14 protein-coding genes and 1 pseudogene are annotated in these 13,631 nt (G+C 60.9%); 10 read left to right on the top strand and 5 right to left on the bottom strand.

Translation table 11 applies throughout. The features are described from left to right. Window positions 1-24 precede the first annotated feature (24 nt). Window positions 25-702, bottom strand: a complete 678-nt coding sequence (locus FHT70_RS10700; RefSeq protein ID WP_183700870.1) for an HAD family hydrolase — start codon at window positions 700-702, stop codon at window positions 25-27. Between the two features lie 293 nt (window positions 703-995). Here FHT70_RS10700 and FHT70_RS10695 point away from each other — a divergent pair, with 293 nt between their 5' ends. Further along, window positions 996-1,322, top strand: a complete 327-nt coding sequence (locus tag FHT70_RS10695; RefSeq protein WP_097598688.1) for a hypothetical protein — start codon at window positions 996-998, stop codon at window positions 1,320-1,322. Between the two features lie 153 nt (window positions 1,323-1,475). On the opposite strand, the gene FHT70_RS10690 is transcribed toward FHT70_RS10695, so the two are convergent. Further along, a complete protein-coding gene (locus FHT70_RS10690; protein ID WP_183700868.1) occupies window positions 1,476-2,312 on the bottom strand; it encodes an SDR family NAD(P)-dependent oxidoreductase in 837 nt (278 codons plus the stop codon). 98 nt (window positions 2,313-2,410) lie between these two features. Beyond that, window positions 2,411-2,760, bottom strand: a pseudogene (locus FHT70_RS10685) (hypothetical protein). A gap of 224 nt (window positions 2,761-2,984) precedes the next feature. On the opposite strand from FHT70_RS10685, the gene FHT70_RS10680 reads away from it, so the two are divergent. The 5 genes from FHT70_RS10680 (at window position 2,985) to FHT70_RS10660 (ending at window position 6,958) form a co-directional block, all read left to right on the top strand. Further along, entirely contained in the window at window positions 2,985-4,022 is a 1,038-nt protein-coding gene (locus FHT70_RS10680; RefSeq protein ID WP_183700866.1) for a cysteine synthase A, read from the top strand. Window positions 4,023-4,028: 6 nt separating this feature from the next. Further along, window positions 4,029-4,766: an alanyl-tRNA editing protein gene (locus FHT70_RS10675; RefSeq protein WP_183700864.1), complete on the top strand. Its 738-nt coding sequence runs from the start codon at window positions 4,029-4,031 to the stop codon at window positions 4,764-4,766. A gap of 15 nt (window positions 4,767-4,781) precedes the next feature. Next, window positions 4,782-5,651, top strand: coding sequence for a 3-mercaptopyruvate sulfurtransferase (sseA, locus tag FHT70_RS10670; protein WP_183700863.1), 870 nt, complete (start codon window positions 4,782-4,784; stop codon window positions 5,649-5,651). A 5-nt stretch (window positions 5,652-5,656) separates the two neighbouring features. Beyond that, window positions 5,657-6,217, top strand: a complete 561-nt coding sequence (locus tag FHT70_RS10665; RefSeq protein ID WP_183700861.1) for a GNAT family N-acetyltransferase — start codon at window positions 5,657-5,659, stop codon at window positions 6,215-6,217. Window positions 6,218-6,448: 231 nt separating this feature from the next. Then, on the top strand, window positions 6,449-6,958 hold the full coding sequence (locus tag FHT70_RS10660; protein ID WP_183700859.1) for a DUF1203 domain-containing protein: 510 nt from the start codon (window positions 6,449-6,451) through the stop codon (window positions 6,956-6,958). A 16-nt stretch (window positions 6,959-6,974) separates the two neighbouring features. On the opposite strand, the gene ald is transcribed toward FHT70_RS10660, so the two are convergent. Beyond that, window positions 6,975-8,093 (bottom strand): alanine dehydrogenase, encoded by a 1,119-nt coding sequence (gene ald, locus FHT70_RS10655; RefSeq protein WP_097598695.1) that lies wholly within the window; start codon window positions 8,091-8,093, stop codon window positions 6,975-6,977. Window positions 8,094-8,249: 156 nt separating this feature from the next. On the opposite strand from ald, the gene FHT70_RS10650 reads away from it, so the two are divergent. The 4 genes from FHT70_RS10650 to FHT70_RS10635 all read left to right on the top strand — a co-directional run bounded on the left by FHT70_RS10650 (window position 8,250) and on the right by FHT70_RS10635 (window position 12,608). Beyond that, the gene (locus tag FHT70_RS10650; protein WP_097598696.1) at window positions 8,250-8,711 is read left to right on the top strand and encodes an Lrp/AsnC family transcriptional regulator; all 462 of its coding nucleotides are present in this window, start codon (window positions 8,250-8,252) and stop codon (window positions 8,709-8,711) included. A 72-nt stretch (window positions 8,712-8,783) separates the two neighbouring features. Further along, complete coding sequence (locus FHT70_RS10645; RefSeq protein ID WP_183700858.1) at window positions 8,784-9,680, top strand: DMT family transporter; 897 nt, start codon at window positions 8,784-8,786, stop codon at window positions 9,678-9,680. Between the two features lie 173 nt (window positions 9,681-9,853). Continuing rightward, entirely contained in the window at window positions 9,854-10,249 is a 396-nt protein-coding gene (locus FHT70_RS10640; RefSeq protein WP_183700856.1) for a PilZ domain-containing protein, read from the top strand. Window positions 10,250-10,619: 370 nt separating this feature from the next. Further along, window positions 10,620-12,608, top strand: a complete 1,989-nt coding sequence (locus FHT70_RS10635; protein ID WP_183700854.1) for a bifunctional 2',3'-cyclic-nucleotide 2'-phosphodiesterase/3'-nucleotidase — start codon at window positions 10,620-10,622, stop codon at window positions 12,606-12,608. Between the two features lie 38 nt (window positions 12,609-12,646). Here FHT70_RS10635 and FHT70_RS10630 read toward each other — a convergent pair whose 3' ends face one another. Then, the gene (locus FHT70_RS10630; protein ID WP_183700852.1) at window positions 12,647-13,615 is read right to left on the bottom strand and encodes a LysR family transcriptional regulator; all 969 of its coding nucleotides are present in this window, start codon (window positions 13,613-13,615) and stop codon (window positions 12,647-12,649) included. Window positions 13,616-13,631: the final 16 nt, after the last annotated feature.

Here is a 13,631-nt window from a genome sequence, read left to right as displayed (position 1 = left end):
AGCGCGAATGCTGGAGGTCGGATGTCAGGCTGCGCTCGGGACGACAAGCATTTTATGGTCGGCTGAGATGTTGACGGCGATCTCGTCATAGGAAGAGATGGTCGGATGCGGCGTCTCCATCTTCTGGTGATGGGTTGCCGTAACGACCATGACATCGGCGCCCGCCGCCTCGCCGGCCTTGATGCCGGCTGCGACATCCTCAAACACCAGACAATCCCGCGTGCTGACGCCGAGGCGTTCGGCGCCGAGAATATAACATTGCGGATCGGGCTTTCCGACCGTCACGTCCTCCGCCGTCACCATGAATTTCGGCAGAGGCAGGCCAGCCGCTTCCAGCCGCCGGCGGGCAAGACGCAAGGGCGAAGAGGTGACGATCGCCCAGCGATCCGGCGGCAGCGAAGCCAAGAAGGCGGCTGCGCCGGAAATGGCAACGACATCGCCGACATCGGCAATTTCGGCCTCGGTCACCAGCCTTGCCTCGTATTCCGGATCGACGCCCGGCAGGTTCAGCCGGGTGATTGTGTCAATGCCACGCGATCCGTGCATCTTCGGCAAGAAGGCGGCGACATCGAGCCCATGGCGTCTTGCCCAGTCGCTCCAAACACGCTCGGCCGCGAGGATCGAATTGAGGATGGTGCCGTCCATGTCGAAGAGGAATGCGGCATAAGGCTTCTCGAAGCCGTGGGGCATCGGCTGGTACAAGGGCGTATCTCATTAAGGAGGAGTTTCGGATGGTCGTTGCTGGCGGCGATGAAACGGCAAATCGCAGCGTTTTGCAAGTCTGGGCAGGACAGCGACGTTGCATGTCTTAGGAAGCCTAGGTGAGGATCAAGTCACAGGAGAGGCGCAAGCCGATCAGGTCATGGCAGCGTTCCTCGGGGTTCGTAAACGATGCAAGGTCCGCGTGCAGGTTTTTCAAAAAACGTCGGAACAATGAATCCTGCAAGTGGTTACACAGAGGTCATCCATGATGAAAATCAAAGGAGGATATCCTCATGACCAAATCCCTCATTGCCGCTTCGCTGCTCGCGATCGGCATGGCATCGTCAGCCTTTGCCCAGTCGAATCCGGATCCCATCGGACCGACGAATGGCGGCTCGACCGATCCGGGTTCGGGTAACTATTCGTCCGATTACACCAACAGCGACAATGGCATGCACCCTGTCCAGGTCGCCCCCGTCGATCCGACCACGACCCAGAGCATCCGACCGCCGCAGGCGATGGAATGCGCCGGCATGCCGCAGCAGGGGACCGGTGTCGATACGCGCGGCGGTGAGAGCGGCGCATCGATCAGCGAAGCCTGTCGCGAATACGACAACTAAGCATGCAGTCGCCGCTTTGAAACATGTCGTGCAAAAGCGCACCACCTCGGAAAAGGCCGGTTTATGCCGGCCTTTTCATGTCGCGGCGGACAAAGACGGCCTTCGCAATTTTTGATCCGCGCGTTCCGGCCACCCGCCTTCCCGCACCGTTGATCATTCCGCAGGGTGTGGCATCACCGGATGGTGACCATCTAGCGGCGGCCGCTGCCGCCAGCCAGTCAGATAGTTCATCAGTGGGAAATAAGCGCCATAGGGGAGCAGACGCGCCAGCTTCAACATCGTGGTGAAGCGTCTGGGGAAAGCGATCTCGAAAGCCTGCGATTTCAGCCCGGCGGCAATCTGGCGGGCAGCCTCCTCGGACGACACCCGCGCCGCCGGCATAGAAAAGGCGCTCTTGCCCACCGTCGGCGTGTCGACGAAGCCCGGGCTGATGAGCTGAATGCGGATGCCCACCTTGTCGAGATCGAATTTCAGGCTTTCGGCCATGTTGATCAACGCCGCCTTCGTGGCGCCATAGGCAGCCCCCGTCGGCAGGCCGCCATAGGCGGTGACGGAAGAGACGATGGCGATCTGTCCCTGCCCTTTCGCCTTCATATGGCGGATCGCCGGCAACAGACAGTTGACGACGCCGGAAAGATTGACGGCAAAGCTCTTTTCGAAATCGGCGCGGTTCAGATCCTCGGCGTGGACCGGCAGGTAGATACCGGCATTGAGGATCGCCATTGCGAGCGTGCCGTGCTCATATTCGATAGAGGCCAGGACATGTTCCATGTCCTCGGCATCGGTGACATCACCGTCGAGGACGATAATATTCCCGGAAAGGCCGCTGGCTTCGGCCTGCAGCTCGACCAGCTTTTCGTGGCTTCTGGCGGTGACGGCGACCTTGTATCCTTCGCCGGCAAGCTTCAGCGCAAGCGCCCGGCCGATACCTGAGCTCGCGCCCGAGATCCAGACGATTCCATGTTCGGGACGGGCGATGAAATCACGCATGACATGCTCCTCCGGCTCTGCCTGACCAGCACGAAACAGGCCCGGAAGTTCTTTGCGTCTCCCGGATTTACGGCTCTATCACACCATTGTGGCTGCTTTCAGCCGATCAGGTCGCCGATCATTTGACGAAAGGACCGGGTCAGCCGGATCGGTCCGTCGGACAGCGCGAAGGCAATGCAAGGCCTGTCCTTTTCGGCAACCGGCCGGTGATCGACAGTTTCGTCGGCAACCGAGATGTCGCCGGGGCCGAAATGGCTGCGCTCGTCGTTGAAAGACCCGTCTAGAGCTTTTCCGGGTTAAATTGAATCATTCGGGTTGGCTTAAACGGAGTCGGATGGTCGACCGGCCGGCGCGCGTCGTAGCCCTCGGGCAAGGAACCGGCGACATAGTGCGACATCAATGCGTCGATCGTGTCGATCTGATCGTGAATCATGTCGGTTTCGGCCAGGCCCGCCGCCCGTGTTCCGTTGTCGCTTTGTCGTCATCCAATACGGGGAAAGCCAGTTTTCGGATCACCAAGGCACGGTGGGATCGCCGTCGCGGGCCATTTCGGATGAGGAAAGCGAAATTTTATCGTGACCACCAGGGGTATGGAATAGCATTTCTTGCCAACACAGCCTTGTGAAGGGAAAAGACCGTTCCTAAAGTAAGAGTTCGAAAGAGGCAGATTCCATGACCTTCCATCCCTCCGTCCTCGAAGCCATCGGCAATACGCCCCTGATCAAACTCAAGGGCGCCTCCGCTGCGACCGGCTGCACCATTCTCGGCAAGGCGGAGTTTCTCAACCCCGGCCAGTCGGTCAAGGACCGTGCCGCGCTCTACATCATCCGCGATGCGGAGCGGAAGGGGCTGCTTCGACCCGGCGGCGTCATCGTCGAAGGCACGGCCGGCAATACCGGCATCGGGCTGACGCTAGTCGCCAAGGCGCTCGGCTACCGCACCGTCATCGTCATCCCGGAAACCCAGAGCCAGGAAAAGAAGGACGCGCTGAAATTGCTCGGCGCCGAACTCGTCGAAGTGCCGGCCGTTCCCTACAAGAACCCGAACAACTATGTGAAGGTGTCCGGGCGTCTTGCCGAACAAATGGCGAAGAGCGAACCGAACGGGGCAATCTGGGCGAACCAGTTCGACAACGTCGCCAACCGCCAGGCGCATATCGAAACGACGGCGCCGGAAATCTGGAACGATACCGACGGCAAGGTCGACGGCTTCATCTGCTCCGTCGGCTCCGGCGGCACGCTTGCCGGTGTCGCCGCCAGCCTCAAGGCTTTTAATCCCGACGTCAAGATCGGCATCGCCGATCCCGACGGCGCTGCTCTTTATGAATTCTACCAGAACGGCACGCTGAAATCCGAGGGATCCTCGATCACCGAGGGCATCGGCCAGGGTCGCATCACCGCCAATCTCGAGGGTTTCACGCCCGATTATGCCTATCGAATTTCCGATGCCGAAGCTCTTCCCTATCTTTTCGACCTCGTCGAAAACGAAGGGCTGTGCCTCGGCGGCTCGACAGCGATCAACATTGCCGGCGCGGTCAATCTCGCCCGCGATCTCGGGCCCGGTCACACGGTGGTGACAATCCTCTGCGACTACGGCAACCGCTACCAATCGAAGCTCTTCAATCCAGATTTTCTGCGATCGAAGGGACTACCCGTTCCCGGCTGGATGACTGGTTCGTCCGACATACACGTTCCCTACGAGCCCGTGTGAGACCTCATGCCCGTCAATGCCCTCTATCGCGACGACTTCTATCTCTCGACATGCGAGGCGGTCGTCACTGCCGTTCACGACGACGGGGGCATCGAGCTCAACCAGACCTGCTTTTATGCCACATCGGGTGGCCAGCCCGGTGACACTGGCCAGCTTGAACGCGCCGACGGAACCAAGATCGGACTGGGCCAGACAAAACACGGCGCCGGCAAGGATGTCATCATCCACGTGCCGCTCGAAAACGAGCCGCGGCCGGAGGTCGGCGAGACGCTGGTGCTGCATGTCGATTGGCCGCGCCGCTACCGGCTGATGCGCATGCACACGGCCTGCCACCTGCTGTCGGTCATCTGCTCCTATCCGATCACCGGAGCCGCCGTCGGCGAGGAAGAAAGCCGCGTCGACTTCGACATGAGCGAGACGATCGACAAGGACGAGGTCACGGCCAAGCTGATGGAACTGGTCGGCCAGAACCACCCGGTCTATCTGCAATGGATCACCGACGACGAGCTGGCGGCCAATCCGGGCATCGTCAAGTCGAAGAACGTGCGCCCGCCGGTGGGGCTTGGTCGGGTCAGCCTCGTCTGTATCGGCGAGAACTCGTCGATTGACAGCCAGCCCTGCGGCGGCACACATGTCTCGGAGACGCAGGAAATCGGTCAGATCCACATCGCCAAGATCGAAAAGAAGGGCAAGGAGAACCGGCGCTTCCGCATCCGCTTCGGCACGCCCGGCGTAGAAGCCTGATAAGGGGAGACCATAATGACTGAGAGCAAGAGCCGTTTCGTTGTCTCGGCCGAATGGCTGCAAGCCGAGCTCGGCAAGCCGGATCTGCGCGTGCTGGACGCCTCCTTCTACCTGCCGGCGCAAAAGCGCGACGCCGATGCCGAATATGCCGCCGGCCATATTCCCGGGGCCATCCGCTTCGATCAGGACAAGATCGCCGACCACTCTACGGCGCTGCCGCACACGATCCCCTCGCCCGATTATTTCGCCGCCGAAGTCGGCAAGCTCGGCATCAGCGAGAATGATCGCATCGTCGTCTATGACGGTATCGGCGTGTTTGCCTCGCCCCGCGTCTGGTGGCTGTTCCGGGTGATGGGGGCGAAGAACGTCTTCGTCCTGGACGGAGGTCTCGACGGCTGGAAGGCTGAGGGCCGTCCGCTCGAAACAGCGGCCCCCAACTATGCCCCGGCGACGTTTACGCCTGACTTCGATGAGAGCCGCGTCGTCACGCTGGACACCATGCGCGACATCGTCTCGAGCGGCGCGATGCAGATTGCCGACGCCCGCAGCGCCGGCCGCTTCGCCGCTACCGAACCCGAGCCGCGTGCCGGCATGCGCTCCGGCCATATGCCCGGCGCCCGAAGCCTGCCCTCCGGCGTCTTCGCCAACCAGGGCCGGTTCAAATCGCTGTCCGAACTCAGGCAAACCATCGAAGAGGCCGGAATCGATCTCTCCAAGCCGGTCGTCACCTCCTGCGGCTCAGGGATCACGGCCGCGATCATCACCCTGGCGCTGGAATCCCTCGGCCATCACGACAACAAGCTTTACGACGGCTCATGGAGCGAATGGGGCAGTCGTGACGATACGCCTGTCGTCACCGGTCCGCCGACGCCGGTCAAAGCCTGACCGCCATGGCAAAGACGCCCGTTTCGCTCAAAGCTCATATCACCCGTCTTGAAATGACGGCGGCGCCCAAGGCCAGCATGCCGGTGCCCGTCAATATCCAGACTGCGATCATGCGTGCGCCAGGCATACCGCTGCCCTTTTACCGCTATCTCTATCGACAGGTGGGCGCGCGCTGGCAGTGGGTGGACCGGCTGCGCATGAGCGACGAGCAACTGGCAGAAACGCTGAACGACAAGCGCAACAATATCAGCGTCCTCTACGTGAACGGCGCACCGGCCGGCTTCTACGAGTATTTCTGCGCGGACGAGGAGACGATTGAACTCAGCCATTTCGGCCTGATCGAACATGCGCTCGGGCTCGGCATCGGCAAATGGTTTCTGCTGCAGGCGCTCTATGCCATCTGGGCGCTCGATCCGAAGCGCGTCACCACGACCACCAACAATCTCGACCATCCGCGCGCGCTGCAGCTCTATCAGATGTACGGCTTTTCCCCTGTCTCGACCGGCACCGGCATTGTGCGGCCGCTGAGTGACAAGGAGCTTCTGGAGCTTGCGCGGAAAAGCTGACGGTTTGATTGCTTTCCAGTCGCTCGCCGCCCTCATTCCTGTCCTCGGACTTGATGCGAGGACAGGAATGAGGGAGGAGAGGTAGAAACTTCCTCCAAACGTCGAGGAATGCCCCGACTTCGGAAACTGAGTTTGCCGCGACGATCTCCGCAAACGACAACACAGGCAAGAAACGGGTGGCTCGGGCGGAGGTCCAGGCGCAATTTCACGGCGATCACAAGGAGATTTTCCATGACCGCCATTCGTTTTGCCGCAATGCCGACCGCCGATGCCGAAGTCCTCTGGAACGGTGGCCGTGATGCCTATGACAACCTGCCCGAGACGATGATATCAGACGGCGACGGCAATCCTTGCCGCCATTGTCTGCAGAATATCGAAGAGGGCGAGGAACTGCTGGTCTTCGCCTACCGGCCCTTCCCGGCGCTGCAGCCCTATGCCGAAACCGGGCCGATCTTCCTGCACAAGCAGCCTTGCTGGCGCTATGCCGCCGAGGAGATTCTGCCGCCGGTGCTGACGACGAGCCGCGACTTCATCGTCCGCGGCTACAATGAGAACAACCGCATCGTGTACGGTACCGGCGCGGTGACCCTGGTCAGCGAAATTGCGGCCTATGGCGAAAAGCTGCTGGCACGAGCCGACATCGCCTATGTGCATGTGCGTTCGGCGCGCAACAATTGCTTCCAGTGTCGGATCGACAAGGCAAAGGCGCCGGCCCTGACAGAGACCGGCGCCCTCACCTGACCGCGGGTCAGGCAGCTTACGCTACGTTGAGCACGCTCTCCGGTGCGAAGGCCTCATAGCCGAGCGCCTCGGCGACCGGCTTGTTGGTGATACGACCCTTGTGCACGTTGAGGCCGTTCCTCAAGTGCTTGTCCTCGGCGATGGCGCGCAGGCCGCGGTCGGCAAGCGCAAGCCCATGAACCAGCGTGGCGTTGTTCAGCGCATGCGCCGACGTGACCGGTACTGCACCGGGCATGTTGGCGACGCAATAATGCACCACGCCCTCGACCTCATAAGTCGGGTCGGAATGCGTCGTCGCATGCGAGGTTTCGAAGCAGCCGCCCTGGTCGATGGCGACGTCGACGATGACGGCGCCCTTCTTCATGCCGGACAGCATCTCGCGGGTAACGAGCTTCGGAGCGGCAGCACCCGGGATCAACACGGCACCGATGATGAGATCGGCCGAGAAGACCTCCTCCTCCAGCGCCTGGATGCTGGAATAGCGGGTGTGGACACGGCCAGCGAAGATGTCGTCGAGCTGACGCAGGCGCGGCAGGGATTTGTCGAGAATGCTGACATCGGCGCCGAGTCCGGCGGCCATTCTGGCGGCATGCAGGCCGACGACGCCGCCGCCGATGACGGCGACCTTGGCCGGCAGCACGCCGGGCACGCCGCCGAGCAGGACACCGAGACCGCCATTGGCCTTCTGCAGGGCAGTCGCCCCGGCCTGAATGGACAGGCGCCCGGCGACCTCGGACATCGGCGCCAGCAGCGGCAGGCCGCCGCGCTCGTCAGTCACCGTCTCATAGGCGATAGCGGTGACGCCGGAGGCGAGAAGACCCTTGGTCTGATCGGGATCGGGCGCTAGATGCAGATAGGTGTAGAGCAGCTGACCATCGCGAAGCTGGGCCCATTCGGAAGGCTGCGGCTCCTTGACTTTGACGATCATGTCGCACTTTTCGAAAATATCCTTGGCGGAGGCGGCGATCTTCGCGCCAGCCGCGGCATAGGCGGCATCATCGGCGCCGATGCCGGCGCCCGCCTTGGTCTCTACCCAGACCTCGTGGCCGTGCGCCACATATTCGCGCACCGAAGCAGGCGTCAGGCCGACGCGATATTCATGATTCTTGATTTCCTTCGGGCAACCGACACGCATTTCGCGTTCCTCTCCTTTTGTCTCCGCGGTCGCGGATCTCCTCTGCCACCGATCCAACCACCAAGGCTGCGAAATGTCCTTGCAAAGACGGTTTGCGCAAACGCGATTTTTCGATGATTATTGCGTCTTTGCCCTCTCTCTTCGAAGGTTCTTCGAATGGCCGATCTCGATACCATCGATCTTGCGATTCTGAAGGTTTTGCAGGCCAATGCCCGCATCACCAATGCCGAGCTCGCCGAAAGGATCGGGCTTTCCCCTTCGGCCTGTTCGCGCCGGCTCGACATTCTTGAAAGGAGCGGCGTCATCGACGGCTACCATGCGCGGCTTTCGCACAAGGCGCTCGACTACAAGATGATCGCCATCGTGCATATTTCCCTCTCGGGCCAGTTCGCCAAGACGCTGGCGGAGTTCGAGTCAGCGGTGAAGCTCTGCCCGAACGTGCTCGTCTGCTACCTGATGTCGGGCGAATATGACTACATCCTCAGGGTCGCCGCCCGCGATCTCGAAGACTATGAGCGTATCCATCGCGACTGGCTGTCGGCCCTTCCCCATGTGGTCAAGATCAATTCGAGTTTCGCGCTTAGAGAAATCATCGACAGGCCGAATGTGGGGCTTTGAGGCCTTGCTTATTTTCCGAATGCCTGACCAGACTTTCGCCGCGCGCGGGCGTCTCCCGCTGATTGGCATGTCATGAAATCGAAGACCCACGGTTACATTTTCGCCCTGCTGGCGCTGACCATCTTTTCGCTGCAGGACGCCATCTCCAAACACCTGGCATCCGCCTATCCGCCGATCTTCGTGACGATGATCCGCTACTGGGCCTTCGGGCTTTTCACAATCATTCTCGCTTCGAAGATGCACGGCGGTCTCAAGGCGACGGCTCGCACCAAACGCCCCGCCCTGCAGGTGGCCCGCGGCCTGCTGCTTGCGGTTCAGGTGGTTCTGGCCATCACCTGTTTTGCCGTGATCGGCCTTGCCCGTTCGCAGGCGATCTTTTCCGCGACGCCTATCCTGATCGCACTGCTGGCAATGCCGATCCTCGGCGAGCGGGTCGGGTGGCGGCGATGGGCGGCAATCGGCGCCGGGCTTTTCGGAGTGCTGCTGATCCTGAAGCCGGAAGGCGATTTCTTCGACGTGAAGCTGCTTCTCGCCGTCGCCTCCTGCTTCAATTTCGCCTTTTACGTCATCGCCACACGGCTCGTCAGCCGCGACGATTCTTCGACGACCAGCTTCTTCTATACGGGTGTCGTCGGCGCCGTTGCGATGACGCTGATCGGGCCGTTCTACTGGAGCTGGATGTCATCCGGCGACTGGGGCTGGATGGCGCTCGTCTGCATGACCAGCATTTCCAGCCATTATTTCCTCATCCGCGCCTACGATAGTCTCGATGCCGCCGCCGTCCAGCCGCTGACCTATCTGTCGCTTGTCTACGCTTCGATCATCGGCGTGACGATCTATGGCGAAACGCTGAGCCTCAACACGATCGTCGGCTCGGCGATCGTGGTCGCCGCCGGCATCTTCACGGTCTGGCGCGAACATGTTGTGGGACGCAGGGCTGCCAAAGCCAGCGGCGTCGCAGTTGATTGAGTGTCGACCTGCGTTAGCCCGTTTTACACAGATTGGCTTCCAGAATCGCTGCACGCATCTCCGTGACATGCAGTAACCCTAACTGACAGTTTCACTGCAATTTTAGCCAAGCCACTAAAACCATTTCAATTTTTCGGGCGCTATGCTCTCCGACTGTATCCAAGGGAGACAGTATGACCCGCAACTTGAAAATCACGGCAAGAAAGGCCGACCGGCAAAACTGCCGTGTCTTCGGCAGCGTCAAATATCTGAACAGCCAAGTGGATGTCCGCATTCTCAACCTGTCGGCGACCGGCGCCGCCCTGGAGACGAAGACGCCGCTCCATGCCGCTTCCGGCAGCAAGGTGCGCATCGAAGCCGAAAATCTCGGACTGCTCGAAGGCATCATCCGCTGGAAGCACAATGGCCGCATCGGCGTGCAGTTCGATGTGAATTCGAATGCGCGGGCACAGGTCGCCTCCTATTTCCGCTTTTTCCATAAGGAAATACGGCCGGTGCTGGCGGTTCGTCAGCTGAGAGCCGCGACCGGCGGCGACCGCCCACCTCATCCGTCGACGCTGAAAGCGTAGGGCCGCACCGCTATTACGCCGAGGAGCGGCTGAGATCGGTCAGGAGCTGCGGTTGGTGCTGGTGCCGCCCGCGGGCGATGTAGATTGAGGATCTGCCGCCGCCAGCGACTTTCCGTATCGCCGCCGTAAACGTCTCCGCGTTGTCGTCCGCACTGGATGCGTTGCCTCCGAAATCTTTGTCCTTTGCAATCACGACCCTGCTCGTGCCCCTTCCCAAGGGATACTGCCTCAGACTACAAGTTGCGTTTCAAAACCATTGCGCCTTTGCCACTGATTGTTTGCCGTGCTGTCATTTTCGCAGTGTACTCCTCGCCAAATCGTCCTAATTCTGAGGAGCCGGACGATGCACGATCTTTGAAGGAGAGCTTCCATGTCTTCCATTTTCGACGTTGGCTTGATGAGCCGCCGTTCCTTGCTTGGCGGCATTGCCGCCACCTCCGCCCTCGTGCTGCTGCACCCTTTCAGCGCGCGCGCCAGCGCCAACCAGGCGCATCTCCGGCTGATGGAAACGACGGACATTCACGTCAACGTCTTCCCCTATGACTATTATGCCGACAAGCCGAACGACACGATGGGTCTGGCGCGCACCGGAACGATCATCGACGCGATCCGCGCCGAGGCCGTCAACTCGCTGCTGGTCGACAATGGCGACGTCCTCCAGGGCAATCCGATGGGCGACTATATGGCCTATCAGCACGGCATGAAGGACGGCGACGTCCATCCCGTGATCAAGGCGATGAACACGCTCGGCTATACCGTCGGCACGCTCGGAAATCACGAGTTCAACTACGGCCTCGACTTCATGTTCAAGGTGCTGTCGGGCGCCAACTTCCCCTTCGTCTGCGCCAACCTGACCAAAGGTCAGCTCGCCTCGGACCCGAAGCAGGACGACCTTTTCTTCAAACCCTACGTCGTCGTGGAAAAGCAGATCAAGGACGGCGCCGGCAAGGAGAGCCCGGTCAAGATCGGCTTCATCGGCTTCGTGCCGCCGCAGATCATGCTCTGGGATATCAAGAACCTCGAGGGTAAGGCGCAGACGCGCGACATCGTCGAGGCCGCCAAAGCCTGGGTCCCGGCGATGAAGGAGGCAGGCGCCGATATCGTCATCGCACTCTCCCACTCCGGCATCGACGGAGCCGCGCCGTCCGAAAAAATGGAAAACGCGTCGCTGCATCTGGCCGCAGTCGACGGGATTGACGCGATCTTCACCGGTCACCAGCATCTCGTCTTCCCCGGTCCGAAGAGCTGGGACGGCATCGCCAATGCCGACCCGGTCAAGGGCACACTGCATGGCAAGCCCGCCGTGATGGCAGGCTTCTGGGGCTCGCATCTCGGCCTTATCGACCTGCTCTTGGAAAAGGACGGCAACAGCTGGAAGATCGTCGATTTCACCTCGGAAGCCCGGCCGATCTATCATCGCGACGACAAGAAGAAAGTAGTCGCCGATTACGCCGACAAGAAAGAGGTGGTCGAGGCCGCCAAATCAGAGCATGAGGCGACGCTCGCCTATGTCCGCACGCCCGTCGGCAAGACCTCCGCGCCGCTCTATTCCTATTTCGCGCTCGTCGCCGACGATCCTTCCGTCCAGGTCGTCAGCCAGGCTCAGACCTGGTACATCAAGCAGATGCTCGCCGACACCGAATTCAAGGATCTGCCGGTGCTTTCGGCTGCGGCTCCCTTCAAGGCCGGCGGTCGCGGCGGCGCGGATTATTATACCGACGTTCCGGCCGGCGATATCGCCATCAAGAACGTCGCCGACCTCTACCTCTATCCGAACACGGTGCAGGCGGTCGCCATCACCGGCGCGCAAGTGAAGAACTGGCTCGAAATGTCGGCCGGCATGTTCAATCATATCGAAGCCGGATCGAAGGATGCGCCGCTGCTCAACAATGACTTCCCGTCCTATAATTTCGATGTCATCGACGGGGTGACCTATCAGATCGACCTGTCGCAGCCGCCGAAATATGATTCCTCCGGCAAGGCCATCAATCCGGATGCCAACCGCATCCAGAATCTCAACTTTAATGGCAAGCCGATCGATCCGGCTCACAAGTTCGTCGTCGTCACCAACAACTACCGCGCCGGCGGCGGCGGCAATTTCCCGGAGATTGCAGCGGATAAGGTGATCTTCCAGGCGCCTGATACCAATCGCGACGTCATCGTCCGTTATGTCCACGACCAAGGCACGATCAATCCGTCGGCCGATGCGAACTGGACCTTCAAGCCGCTGCCGGGCACGACCGTTACCTTCGACAGCGGCCCGAAGGCAAAACAGTTCCTCGCTGCAGTCAAGAGCGTCAAGATCGAGGAGGCCGGCGACGGTGCCGACGGCTTCTCGAAGTTCCGGCTGGTCCTTTAAGCGGAGACAGACAGCGAAGGCGCGGCCGCGCGCCTTCGTCATTCGGCCGCAAGCGGCGAAACGGTGTCGCGCAGTTCCGCCATCTGGGCGTGGAAATCGGCTTGGTTGGGGCAGAAGGAAAGCCGGGTGCGGAACGCCTCGATCATCCAGGCGGCGGCAGGTCCGGGCGGGTTCGCGAGCTGGCGCATCGAATAGATGGCATACTCGCCCTGCTCATAGGCATCCAGATCGAGATGGACGAGCGCGCCGCTCCGCAAGTCGTCATGCAAGATCGAGGCCGGAAGACCGCCCCAGCCCAGCCCGGCCTTGATAAGCTGATGTTTCGTCGCGATATCACTGACACGCCAGGTCTTGTAGGACAGGACGTTGAAATCCCGCCCCTTCGTGCGGCCTGAGGCGTCGCTAACGACGAGTTGCACTTCCTCGCGCACGTCGCCGAGTGTCAAGGGCCGGCTGATTTGGGCTAGCGGATGGTTGGGCGCGGCAACGGGCAACATGAAGGAGTGGCCGATTCGCTCGGTGATGAGCGAATCATCTTGCTTGAGGACAGCGCCGCCGATGCCGATCGTCACCTTGCCCGTTAATATGAGATCCATGACCATTCCGAGCTCGCCGACGTTGAGGTTCAATGAAACGGTCGGAAACCTCTCGCGGAATTCGTGCAGCACGTCCACCACGGCCCGCGAGGGCACCATGACGCTGATGGCCACGGAGACCTCCGCTTCGAGACCTTCCCTCAGGCTTTTGACACGAGCCCGCATGACCTGCAGGTCACCGAGAATGCGACGCGCATCCTCGAGCATCGCCTTGCCCGCCTCGGTCAGCTTCGGCTGACGTGCGCCAGAACGCTCAAACAGCGGCACTTCGAGCTGCGCCTCCAAGTTGGCGATCGTATAGCTGATGACCGATTGCGCCCGGTTCAATGCCCGCGAAGCGGCCGAGAAGCTGCCGGTTTCGGCAACGGTCAAAAACACCTGCAATTGATCCAGGGTGGGGTTCGGAAGCATCTTCCATCCATTCCAT

The organism is Rhizobium sp. BK049 (genome assembly GCF_014193135.1).
Lineage (GTDB): Bacteria > Pseudomonadota > Alphaproteobacteria > Rhizobiales > Rhizobiaceae > Rhizobium.
This window is presented reverse-complemented; position numbering and strand designations above follow the sequence as displayed.

Bases quoted from the DNA above. Each gene is read 5' to 3' on its own strand.
- FHT70_RS10630 (WP_183700852.1), bottom strand. From the start codon at position 13,615: ATGCTTCCGAACCCCACCCTGGATCAATTGCAGGTGTTTTTGACCGTT.
- FHT70_RS10635 (WP_183700854.1), top strand. From the start codon at position 10,620: ATGTCTTCCATTTTCGACGTTGGCTTGATGAGCCGCCGTTCCTTGCTT.
- FHT70_RS10680 (WP_183700866.1), top strand. From the start codon at position 2,985: ATGACCTTCCATCCCTCCGTCCTCGAAGCCATCGGCAATACGCCCCTG.
- FHT70_RS10660 (WP_183700859.1), top strand. From the start codon at position 6,449: ATGACCGCCATTCGTTTTGCCGCAATGCCGACCGCCGATGCCGAAGTC.
- FHT70_RS10645 (WP_183700858.1), top strand. From the start codon at position 8,784: ATGAAATCGAAGACCCACGGTTACATTTTCGCCCTGCTGGCGCTGACC.
- FHT70_RS10640 (WP_183700856.1), top strand. From the start codon at position 9,854: ATGACCCGCAACTTGAAAATCACGGCAAGAAAGGCCGACCGGCAAAAC.
- FHT70_RS10690 (WP_183700868.1), bottom strand. From the start codon at position 2,312: ATGCGTGATTTCATCGCCCGTCCCGAACATGGAATCGTCTGGATCTCG.
- sseA (WP_183700863.1), top strand. From the start codon at position 4,782: ATGACTGAGAGCAAGAGCCGTTTCGTTGTCTCGGCCGAATGGCTGCAA.
- FHT70_RS10650 (WP_097598696.1), top strand. From the start codon at position 8,250: ATGGCCGATCTCGATACCATCGATCTTGCGATTCTGAAGGTTTTGCAG.
- FHT70_RS10665 (WP_183700861.1), top strand. From the start codon at position 5,657: ATGGCAAAGACGCCCGTTTCGCTCAAAGCTCATATCACCCGTCTTGAA.
- ald (WP_097598695.1), bottom strand. From the start codon at position 8,093: ATGCGTGTCGGTTGCCCGAAGGAAATCAAGAATCATGAATATCGCGTC.
- FHT70_RS10675 (WP_183700864.1), top strand. From the start codon at position 4,029: ATGCCCGTCAATGCCCTCTATCGCGACGACTTCTATCTCTCGACATGC.
- FHT70_RS10695 (WP_097598688.1), top strand. From the start codon at position 996: ATGACCAAATCCCTCATTGCCGCTTCGCTGCTCGCGATCGGCATGGCA.